The following is a 10,321-nucleotide window of genomic DNA, read 5'->3' as shown; positions in this document are numbered from 1 at the left end:
CAGTCCAACTGGACTGAGGGTTTCTTTTTGCCTGGGCGTTAGGAAAATACTCCGCAAGCCCGCCAAATCCGCGCCGGACCGCGTGTCACGCTACAAACGGCAGGCCTGCGACACGCGTACGCCTGCCCGGCGCGGCGACCCGCTGGAGCCAGCGCGCTACAAGCGCGGTTGATGTAAGGGCAGTATTGGCCGCGAAACTAGCCGCAGCCAGGCGACGACGCACACCATATGCGTCGCTTATAAACTCTCGATCGCAAACCCTCGGCTGCTCCTGGAGACCGCTATCTGGTGGCTGACTGACCGCCACTCGATTGCTTTTCTGCATGCCGACCTCCATATCGTGCCGTGCCGGTGCGTGACCGGCTGTTGCTGGATGCGCTGATGCCGGAATTGCCTGAAGTCGAAACCACGGTGCGCGGCCTAGCGCCGCATCTGGTCGGGCAGCGCATCCATGGGGTGATCCTGCGTCGGCCAGATCTGCGTTGGCCCATTGCCGAGCAGATCGAGCGCTTGCTTCCTGGAGCTACCATCACGCACGTCCGTCGACGTGCCAAGTATCTATTGATGGATACCGATGCCGGCGGGAGTGCGTTGCTGCATCTGGGCATGTCCGGGAGCTTGCGTGTATTGCCTGGAGACACGCTGCCGCGCGCACATGATCATGTAGATATCAGCCTGCAGAACGGGCGTGTGCTGCGCTTCAACGACCCGCGTCGGTTTGGTTGCCTGCTGTGGCAATCCGATACGCAGGTGCATGAGCTGCTTGCTGCGCTAGGTCCGGAGCCATTATCGGAGGCATTTACTGGCGATTATCTCTATGCGCTATCGCGCGGTCGTCGCGCTGCAGTCAAAACCTTTCTGATGGATCAAGCAGTGGTTGTCGGCGTAGGAAATATCTATGCCGCTGAGAGTCTGCACCGTGCGGGAATCAGCCCATTGCGCGAAGCTGGAAAGGTGTCGCTTGATCGATACCGGCATCTGGCTACTGCGGTGAAGGATATTCTGGGATACGCCATCCAGCGCGGCGGCACGACATTGCGCGACTTCATCAGCCCGGACGGGGCACCTGGCTATTTCGAGCAGGAACTGACGGTCTACGGCCGCGAGGGTGAGCCCTGCAAACAGTGCGGGCGGGCTTTGAAACACGCAACGATTGGACAACGCGCGACGGTGTGGTGCAGCAGTTGCCAGCGTTGAGGTATGGCAGCACCTTTTAAGCAGTTCCTGCTGCCTCCCGGATCAGATGGATCTTCGCGATCGATGTGCAGCCTCAACGGATAGACCACCGGCCGGGCGATCAATGGCTCCACTTTCGCGGTAACAAGAAGCAAACGGCTAGTTTCCACACGTGCACCACGCCACAATCGATACGTCCTGCATTTGGAACTGCGTTATGCCCATGTCACGGCCTCTTTTCATTCCCTTGGTGGCTTGCGGTGCACTGGCGCTATTGCTTCCTGGCAAGGCACATGCGGATGAGTCCGCGAAAACTGGCCTCGCGCCAGTAGAACGTATCCAGTTGCACAACGATGCAGTGGAGCTGAGCGTCACGCCGGCATTTGGTGGCCGTGTGCTGTCCTTCAGCCTGCGCGGACACCCTAGTGTGTTGAAGATCGGAGCAGCAGTGGATCGCCAGCCTGCGCCTACGGTGTCTGCCAGCGCAGGCGATGTTCCGTATCTCGGTCACGATGTGTGGGTGGGGCCGCAGAGTCAGTGGTGGTTGCATCAGCAGGTCAACCTCGAGCGCAAGGCCGCCGCCGCGGTGTGGCCGCCGGATCCGTATCTCTCGTTGGCCAGTACGCGGGCCGTTGTACGTGGACCGACCGAGGTGACCCTGAAGGGCGTGCCCAGCCCGGTGACGGGCGTGCAACTGAGCAAGCGCATCGCCCTGTCTACAACGCGCGCCGACACGGTGGACGTGCAAGCCACGGCGCGCAATATCCGCAAGGATGCAATCGCCTGGGATCTGTGGTTCAACACCCGGGTTGCGGCGAGTACGCGGGTCTTTGTGCCGGTGGCCGATGCCGGCGATATTCGGGTGCAACCGCCGAGCGAGCCAGGCACGGTGCCGCCCGTGTTCGGCCACCATGCGGGCGTTCTGGCGTTGCGTGCCGACGTACGAGATGACGGCATGGTCCAGCGCGGCAAGGTGTTGCTGCAACCGTCGGCGGGCTGGATGGCCGGCTTTGCCGGCGCGCAGGTGCTGGTGATCCGCTTCGTGCATCAGCCGTTGGCCGCGATCCATCCGGAACAAGGACAGGTGGAGCTGTACCTGGATGCCCCGCCCCTGCATCCCGAGCAGGGCTTGCTGGAAATGGAGGTGCATGCACCGTATCGCCAGCTTGCGCCAGGTGCGCAGATGCAGGCGCAGGAGCAGTGGACGTTGCTGCAGTACAGCGGGCCGGACGAGGTGCAGGCGCAGCGGCGCTTCCTGTGCAGCAAGGCGACAGAGCTGGCTTTGGACAATGCGTGCGATGCCGCAGCTGCGGCGCCTTGACGCACGCACGCGCGTCCACGCCGGGCTTGTGGCTATGATGTCGCCCAATTCCCGATCAGATCGATGCGCATGCAACGACGCCACTTCCTGAAGAATGCCGCTGCCGCCTTGGCCGCGCTCGGTTTACCGGCATTGCCGCAGTGGGCGTTGGCTGCCAAGGCCGTGGGGCTGCGTCGGCTCGGGCAGCCGCAACCGTTCGACTATGCGTGGCTCAAGGGGCAGGCGCGTGGGCTGGCCAAGGCGCCGTACAAAAGCCACAAGCAGGTGCTGCCGGGGCCGCTGGAAGCGTTGAACTGGGATCAGTATCAGTCGATTCGCTATCGGCAGGACCACGCGTTGTGGGCCGATGGCAACGGCAAGTTTCAGGCGAAGTTCTTCCACCTGGGGCTGTACTTCCATACCCCCGTGCACATCTACGACATCGTCGATGGCAAGGCCCAGCAGCTGGCCTACGACCCGGCTGCGTTCGATTACGGCAGCAGTGGGCTAGGCGGCAAGCAGTTGCCGAAGGATCTGGGCTTTGCCGGCTTCCGGCTCAACACGCGCAAGGACACCGATCGCGACTTTTCGGCATTTCTGGGCGCGAGCTATTTCCGTGCGGTGGGCAAGGAAGGCCAGTACGGGCAGTCGGCGCGCGGGCTGGCGATCGATACCGGCACCGGTGGACCGGAAGAGTTTCCGGACTTCATCGCCTACTACCTGGAGCAGCCTGCCGACCACTCCGACACCGTGGTGGTGTACGGCCTGCTGGATTCGCCCAGTGTCGCCGGCGCCTACCGCTTTGCCATCACCAATGGCGACGTGCTGGTGATGGATATCGACAGCGCGCTGTACCCGCGCAAGGCCATCGAACGGCTCGGCATCGGCCCATGCACCAGCATGTACCAGGTCGGCGAAAACGACAGCCGGATGGATTGGGACTGGCGCCCGGAGATCCACGATACCGATGGTCTGGCGATGTGGACCGGCGGTGGCGAATGGATCTGGCGGCCGCTGTGCAACCCGCCGCATCTGCGCTTCAACATGTTTGTCGATGAAAACCCGCGTGGGTTCGGGCTGTTGCAGCGCGACCGCAATTTCGACCATTACCAGGACGACGGCGTGTTCTACGAGAAGCGCCCGTGCCTGTGGGTGGAACCGAAGAGCGGCTGGGGCAAGGGTTCGGTGCAGTTGGTCGAGATCCCGACCGTGGACGAGACCTTCGACAACATCGTGGCGTTCTGGAACCCGCAGGCCAAGCCGCAGCCGGGACAGGAGCTGTTGATGGGCTACCGGTTGTATTGGGGCGCCCAACCGCCGGCCAGTTCGCACTTGGCGCATTGCGTGGCCACCCGCACCGGGTTGGGCGGCATCGTTGGGCAGAAGCGCAGCCATTTTTCATGGCGCTTTGCGGTGGACTTTGCCGGCGGCGACTTGCCTGGGTTGGTGAAGGACGCCAAGACCAAGGTCGAAGCGGTGATCCAGGTGTCGCGCGGCACCACCGAGATTGTCTCGGCGCGGCCGTTGCATGAACTCAAGGGCTATCGGGCCATGTTCGACCTGGTGCCGCCGGATGACAGCATGCAGCAGATCGATATCCGCCTGTACCTGCGCGCCAACGGCAAGCCGCTGACCGAAACCTGGCTCTATCAATGGACGCCGCCGCCGGTGAGCGAGCGCAAGATCTATTGAGTGTGTGGCGGTGCGCACGCGAGTGCGTATCGCGCGGTTTCGTCTGCAAAGCGACGTCTTTGTAGAGCGATCCTGGGCGATCGAAGCTAGAAGCGAGAATGCTGCAGTGATCTCGGCGTGGTGAGTGGATCGCCGACATGCGTGCGTCGGCCGCAACGGTGACGGACCGTCGCTCTCCCAGCCATGAGTACGTGTTGCGCGGCGTAGGCGAACAATGCCTGCGCCTGCCGCACATCTCGCCGATCAGGCCTGGCTGACATCAGCGACCGACGTGCGATCTCGGACATGCTGCGTCTGCCAATGCGCCCATGCACGCCGCGTCCTTACGTGTTGTGCGGCGTAGGCGAGCAATGCCTGCGCCTGCCGTACATCTCGCCGATCAGGCCTGTGCTGACACCAGCGACCGACATGCGATCTGGGCATCCGGCGGTGCACCGTTGCACAGCGCGCCGATCAGGCTGGGATGACGCCAATGACCGACATGCGATTTCAGACATGCTGCGTCCGCCAATGCACCCACGCACGTCGCGTCCTGGAGTGATCGCCGCACGAAAACGTGCGTGTCGCCAAAAGCGCCTATGCGTGGACGCGTTTCCGGAGCGCAACCGCACTGCTGCAGGACGCGATCGCCGCCATGAGGCGGTATCGCCGGGTTTAAGCACTCAGGCCGAGGTGGTGCCGCTGACCAGGTGCATGCGCGCACGTGGTCGTGCGCAGGCCAGCTCCACGCGGAAGCAGGTGCCGTCCTTGCCGCTGGTGATACGCAGCTCGCCCTGATGCGCCTGTGCGATCTGCGCGGCCATGTGCAGGCCCAGATCCACTTCCGGCACGGGGCGGCCGGCGGTGTGTACGTGGGTGGAGGCATGCAGCACATCCAGCCGGCGTGGATCGATGCCATCCAGATTGCAGACGTCGATGCGCAGGCGGCCCTGTTCGGTGACCGCGACCGCCTTGATCAGCGAACTCTGCTGCCCCTGCACCACCGCATTGATCATCATGCTGCCGAACATCTGCGCCAGGCGCACCGCATCGCCATGCACGGGTTCGTCGATGGCCACGTGCGTGGACAGCACCTGGTTGGGATAGGCGGCGCGGGTTTCGTCGACGACCTGCGACAGCGCATCGAGCAGGTCGCTGCCGCTGCCGTAATCCAGTTGCAGCCAGTCGCGCTCGATGCCACGCGCGAAATCGGAGGCGAAATCGATCAGTTCTTCCATGCGCTGCAGGCTGCGTTGCAGGCAGCGGATGGCGCCGCCCTGGCGCTGGTTGAGCGGGTCGATGGCGAGCATGTCCACCACCGCATGCATGGACTGCAGCGGGTTGCGCAAGTCGTGCCCGAGGATGCCGATGAACTCTTCGCGCAACCGCGCCGAGGCGCCGGCGCGGCCCAGTTCGCTGCGTGCGCGCCGCGATTCCTGCGCGCTCTCTTCAGCGCGCTGTTCGGCCTGGATCTGCGCGGCCAGCAACTGCGCGAGCAACTCGACCTTCTCCACCAACTGCTGGTCCATGACCCGCGGTAACGGATCCAGCGCGCACAAGGTGCCGAACACGCTGCCATCGTCGAAACGGATCGGCACCGAGACGTAGCTTTCGAAGCCATACAACCGCGGCGATGGGTGGTCGCGATAGACCGGGTCGTCGGAGGCATGCCCGAACCACACCGCGTTGCCCTTCACCCGCACGCTGTCGCAGAAGGTGGTGGCCAGCGGCAGCTCGTCGCCCGGCATCAGACCGAAGGACAACTCGTCGCGCACCTGGCAGGTGATCCAGCGCGCCTCGGTCACCCGCGCGACGGCGGCAAAGCCCATGCCGGTGAGGCGGGTCAGGATGTTCAGCACATCGGGGACCGACGAGAGCCGGCCAACACGCGCGATATCGGCGCGTAACTCGGGAGGAAGCGTACCCATGTGTGCCTCCCGACAAGTGGATGATCGCCAGTTTACAGGACTGCAGTTGGGCCTGGTGACGTGCCAAGCCACTGCAATCGATGCCAACGATACGCCTTGTCGGCCGGTGTCGGCGATGCCGCTGCAAATGCACGCCTGCATAGGTTTAGCGATGCGTTCGCAGCGTATAGCTTGGCGCCAATGCGCGCTGGCGATCAGGGATGCCGCCACAGATGGTGGCGGCGCTACCGCAGCTGTCCAACGGCGCTGCGCTGACCAAGGCGACGGGTGATTCGTGTGTTCGTGCCACGCCGCCATCTACCGCTGACGGCGACGCCATGCGACGTGTGGCGGAATGGGCGGGCACTACCCGGCGCAGGCCGGACGGACCGACGCTGCGGTGTCGCCAGTCGGCAGGATGCCGGTTACTCAGGCGTCGGCAGACGGCAGCGGCAAGGCGATCTGCAGTGGGTCGATGCGGCCTTCGCCGCGCATGATCTTCTTGAACTCGGGGCGGCTGACCGACACGTAGCGCTCGTTGCCGCCGATCTCCACTTGCGGGCCGTCCTGCACCGCATGCCCTTGCGCGTCCACGCGCACGGTCATGGTGGCCTTGCTGCCGCTGTGGCAGATGGTCTTGATCTCTTCCAGCTCGTCGGCCCAGGCCAGCAGGAACTGGCTGCCTTCGAACAGCTCGCCGCGAAAATCCGTCCGCAGGCCGTAGCACAGCACCGGGATACGCAGCCGGTCGACCACCTCGCTCAACTGCCAGACCTGTGCGCGGCTGAGGAACTGCGCCTCATCGACCAGCACGCAATGCAGGGCCCCCTGGGTGGCGATGTCGCGTTCGACCAGCTGCTGCAGTTCGGTGTCGCGATCGAACGCGCGCCCGTCTGCACGCAAGCCAATCCGCGATGCGACCACGCCGCTGCCGGCGCGGTGGTCGAGTTTGGGCGTCAGGATCAGCGTGCGCATGCCGCGTTCGCGGTAGTTGTGCGCCGACTGCAGCAAGGTGGTGGTCTTGCCGGCATTCATCGCCGAATAATAGAAATAGAGCTTGGCCATCGGGCGATTTTACCGGGCCGGGCGGCTGCATGCAGCGCGCGCTATTGGTGAGTGCTGCCGCGCGGGCCAACGCGGGCTGGCGAGGGCTGCTGCCGTGCCGCCGCACCTGCAGACCTGGCGCGACAGAACCATTCCCCTGCCGACCTGAATCCATCGCGCCGGCCAGCCCGGGGCCGCCCCGGTACAATGGCGCGCTCTGTCGGAAGCCTCTATGCACGGTCTCAATCCCCCGCAAAGCGCCGCGGTGCTGCACTGCGAAGGTCCCTTGTTGGTGCTGGCCGGTGCCGGCAGCGGCAAGACGCGCGTGATCGTGGAAAAGATCGCGCATCTGATCGCGATCGGCCGCTATCCGGCCAAGCGCATCGCCGCGATCACCTTCACCAACAAGTCGGCCAAGGAAATGCGTGAGCGTGTGGCCAAGCGCATCCGCGGCGATGGCGCCGATGGCCTGACCATCTGCACCTTCCATGCGCTGGGGCTGAAGTTCCTGCAGATCGAACATGCCGCGGCCGGCTTGAAGCGCGGTTTTTCGATCTTCGATTCCGACGATGCTGCCGCGCAGATCAAGGACTTGATGCATGGCGCCAAGCCCGATGCGATCGAAGATGCCAAGAACCTGATCTCGCGCGCCAAGAATGCCGGCCTGTCGCCGGAACAGGCGATGGCCGCTGCGCGCAGCAACCGCGAGAAGGAAGCCGCCAGCCTGTACGAGCGCTACCAGGCGCGACTGACCACCTTCAATGCGGTGGACTTCGACGATCTGATCCGCCTGCCGGTGCAGATCCTGGAAGCCAACGAAGAGATCGTGATGGGCTGGCGCGAGCGCATCGGCTACCTGCTGGTGGACGAGTGCCAGGACACCAACGATGCCCAGTACCGGCTGTTGAAGATGCTGGCCGGGCCGCGCGGCAACTTCACCTGCGTGGGCGACGACGACCAGAGCATCTACGCCTGGCGCGGCGCCAACCCGGAAAACCTGCAGCAGATGGCGCGCGATTACCCGGCGCTGGAAATCATCAAGCTGGAGCAGAATTATCGCTGCTCCAATCGCGTGTTGCGCGCGGCCAATGCGCTGATTGCGCACAACCCGCACGAGCATTTGAAGACGCTGTGGAGCGACCAGGCCGACGGCGAACGTATCCGCGTGTGGGAATGCCGCGACAGCGAGCACGAGGCCGAAAAGGTCGCGGCCGAAATCTCGTTTCTGGGCACCGCCAAGCAGGTGCCGTGGAGCGATTTCTGCATTCTGTTTCGCGGTAACTTCCAGTCGCGGCCGCTGGAAAAAGCCATGCAGCTGCTGAGGGTGCCGTATCACCTCACCGGCGGCACCGCGTTTCTGGAGCGGCAGGAGGTCAAGGACGTGCTGTCGTGGCTACGTCTGATCGTCAACCCCGAGGATGACGCGGCGTTTTTGCGCGCGGTGCAATCGCCCAAGCGCGAAGTGGGGGCGACCTCGCTGGCGCGGTTGGCCGAGCTGGCCAGTGCGAAGTCGGTGCCGATGTCGCGCGCGGCCGAATCGATGGGCGCATTGCAGCACCTGCCGCCGCGCGCAGCCAATGGCCTGAGTGCCTTCACCGATATTCTGCGCGACATGCGCGAGCACTCGGCGACCATGCCGGCCGGCGAATTGGTGCGGACGCTGGCCGACAAATCTGGCCTGCTCAACGACCTGCGCAATCAATCCAAGGACGAAACCGGCTTCCAACGCCGCAAGCGCAATCTGGACGAGTTGGCCGAGTGGTTCGAAGGCGGCCCACGTGGCGCGAGCGCAAGCGATCTGGCCGCGCAGCTGGCGCTGTTGTCGCGCAACGACAAGGACGACGGCGGCAACCAGGTGCGCATGATGACCATGCATGCGTCTAAGGGTCTGGAGTTCCGCTATGTGTTCATCGTCGGCTGCGAAGACGGTGTGCTGCCGCACGAAGTGAGCCTGGAAGAAGGCAATCTGCAGGAAGAGCGCCGGCTGCTGTATGTGGGCATCACCCGCGCCAAGGAGCAGCTGTGGATGAGTCACAGCAAGCTGACGCGCAAGTTTGGCGAGCATGTGCGGCTCAAGCCGAGCCGGTTCTTCGATGAGATTCCTGCCGAAGAACTGCAGCGCGATGGTGCCGACCCGGTTGCCGATGCCGAGCGCAAAAAAGAGCGCGCCAGCGCCGGGCTGGCGGCGATCCAGGCGTTGTTCGATTAGCCGCGGCTGATCAAGCCACCACGCTTGTCGTCGGGTGGGCGCGGCTGATGCGTGGTTAGCGTTTGGCACCGCGGTCTGGCACGCGCCAGCGTATTGGCGGCGGTGTGCCGACCGTTCCAGGCGTGTCATGCGCTTCAACACGCGTGAGAGTGGCTGCTGTACGGATCCGCACACTGCCGCATCGCATCGCATCGCATCGCGGCGCGGCAGTGTGCGGTTGTCGAAAGACTGGCGTTTGCTGCGCGCGGAATGGATTGTGACCGTCGACGTCGACATCGACATCGACGTGCCAGGTTGGCGGCGCGTGTATGCACGGCGCGGTTCGTCTGCTGGATGATTGCCGGTCCCACTTGGCTGTAGCGCGCGCTGAGGCTTGCCAGCGCCACACCCGCACGGCAGTCTGGTTTTCCCTGTTGCAGGAGTGCGCCGTGACTGTCGTGATCGAAACCCCGCGCTTGCGCTTGCGCACGCTCGATCCCGAGCGCGATGCCGATGCGATATTGACGCTGGTCAACGACCCCGGCTTTATCGCCGGCATCAACGACCGCGGCATCCGTACCCGCGAGCAGGCGAGCGCGCATCTGCGCGAGTGGGCACAGGCGCATCACGACATGTACGGGTTTGCGCATTGGGCACTGGAGACGCGCGACGGGTCCACCTTCATGGGGACGTTGGGTTTGTTGTGCCGCGACACCTTGCCGGTGCCGCATCTCGGCTTTGCACTGTTGCCGGCCTATCGCGGCAAGGGCTATGTAAGCGAAGCCGGGCGTGCGGTGCTGGATTACGCACGCGATGGGCTGGGGCTGACCCAGCTGTGCGCGATCGTGTCGCCGGACAACGCCGCTTCCATTCGCGCGCTGGAAGCGCTGGGGCTGCACCGCGAGGGCCTGCGGGTGTTGAGTCCCGGCACCGATGCGCTGGCGTATTACATGATCGATCTCGCTCCCGCCGACATGGACAGCACCCCAGGTGTGCGGCACCCTGCCGGCCTGCCTCCGACTGCATAAGGACACC

8 protein-coding genes are annotated in these 10,321 nt (G+C 64.3%); 6 read left to right on the top strand and 2 right to left on the bottom strand.

The features are described from left to right. Positions 1-381 precede the first annotated feature (381 nt). The 3 genes from mutM to ABQZ00_RS22305 all read left to right on the top strand — a co-directional run bounded on the left by mutM (position 382) and on the right by ABQZ00_RS22305 (position 4,168). A complete protein-coding gene (gene mutM, locus ABQZ00_RS22315) occupies positions 382-1,197 on the top strand; it encodes a bifunctional DNA-formamidopyrimidine glycosylase/DNA-(apurinic or apyrimidinic site) lyase (protein ID WP_323539488.1) in 816 nt (271 codons plus the stop codon). A gap of 196 nt (positions 1,198-1,393) precedes the next feature. After that, positions 1,394-2,497: a DUF4380 domain-containing protein gene (locus ABQZ00_RS22310; RefSeq protein WP_503064310.1), complete on the top strand. Its 1,104-nt coding sequence runs from the start codon at positions 1,394-1,396 to the stop codon at positions 2,495-2,497. 69 nt (positions 2,498-2,566) lie between these two features. Beyond that, entirely contained in the window at positions 2,567-4,168 is a 1,602-nt protein-coding gene (locus tag ABQZ00_RS22305) for an OpgD/OpgG family glucan biosynthesis protein (protein WP_323539477.1), read from the top strand. Positions 4,169-4,830: 662 nt separating this feature from the next. Here the strand turns inward: ABQZ00_RS22305 and ABQZ00_RS22300 are convergent. Continuing rightward, positions 4,831-6,075: a GAF domain-containing sensor histidine kinase gene (locus ABQZ00_RS22300; RefSeq protein WP_323539476.1), complete on the bottom strand. Its 1,245-nt coding sequence runs from the start codon at positions 6,073-6,075 to the stop codon at positions 4,831-4,833. A gap of 408 nt (positions 6,076-6,483) precedes the next feature. Continuing rightward, positions 6,484-7,119 carry a thymidine kinase gene (locus tag ABQZ00_RS22295; RefSeq protein ID WP_055854611.1) on the bottom strand — a complete coding sequence of 212 codons (636 nt, stop codon included), beginning with the start codon at positions 7,117-7,119 and terminating at the stop codon, positions 6,484-6,486. Positions 7,120-7,330: 211 nt separating this feature from the next. Here ABQZ00_RS22295 and ABQZ00_RS22290 point away from each other — a divergent pair, with 211 nt between their 5' ends. The 3 genes from ABQZ00_RS22290 to ABQZ00_RS22280 all read left to right on the top strand — a co-directional run bounded on the left by ABQZ00_RS22290 (position 7,331) and on the right by ABQZ00_RS22280 (position 10,314). Further along, complete coding sequence (locus tag ABQZ00_RS22290) at positions 7,331-9,307, top strand: UvrD-helicase domain-containing protein (RefSeq protein WP_323539475.1); 1,977 nt, start codon at positions 7,331-7,333, stop codon at positions 9,305-9,307. A gap of 127 nt (positions 9,308-9,434) precedes the next feature. Then, on the top strand, positions 9,435-9,644 hold the full coding sequence (locus ABQZ00_RS22285) for a hypothetical protein (RefSeq protein WP_323539474.1): 210 nt from the start codon (positions 9,435-9,437) through the stop codon (positions 9,642-9,644). A 73-nt stretch (positions 9,645-9,717) separates the two neighbouring features. Continuing rightward, entirely contained in the window at positions 9,718-10,314 is a 597-nt protein-coding gene (locus ABQZ00_RS22280) for a GNAT family N-acetyltransferase (protein WP_323539487.1), read from the top strand. Positions 10,315-10,321: the final 7 nt, after the last annotated feature.

The organism is Xanthomonas sp. WHRI 10204, assembly GCF_040202875.1.
In the GTDB taxonomy this organism is placed as follows: domain Bacteria; phylum Pseudomonadota; class Gammaproteobacteria; order Xanthomonadales; family Xanthomonadaceae; genus Xanthomonas.
Note: the sequence above shows the minus strand (reverse complement) of the source record. Positions and strands in the feature narration are given on the sequence as shown.

Coding starts and splice junctions, on each gene's coding strand:
- mutM (WP_323539488.1), top strand. CDS start 382: ATGCCGGAATTGCCTGAAGTCGAAACCACGGTGCGCGGCCTAGCGCCG.
- ABQZ00_RS22310 (WP_503064310.1), top strand. CDS start 1,394: ATGCCCATGTCACGGCCTCTTTTCATTCCCTTGGTGGCTTGCGGTGCA.
- ABQZ00_RS22305 (WP_323539477.1), top strand. CDS start 2,567: ATGCAACGACGCCACTTCCTGAAGAATGCCGCTGCCGCCTTGGCCGCG.
- ABQZ00_RS22300 (WP_323539476.1), bottom strand. CDS start 6,075: ATGGGTACGCTTCCTCCCGAGTTACGCGCCGATATCGCGCGTGTTGGC.
- ABQZ00_RS22295 (WP_055854611.1), bottom strand. CDS start 7,119: ATGGCCAAGCTCTATTTCTATTATTCGGCGATGAATGCCGGCAAGACC.
- ABQZ00_RS22290 (WP_323539475.1), top strand. CDS start 7,331: ATGCACGGTCTCAATCCCCCGCAAAGCGCCGCGGTGCTGCACTGCGAA.
- ABQZ00_RS22285 (WP_323539474.1), top strand. CDS start 9,435: ATGCGCTTCAACACGCGTGAGAGTGGCTGCTGTACGGATCCGCACACT.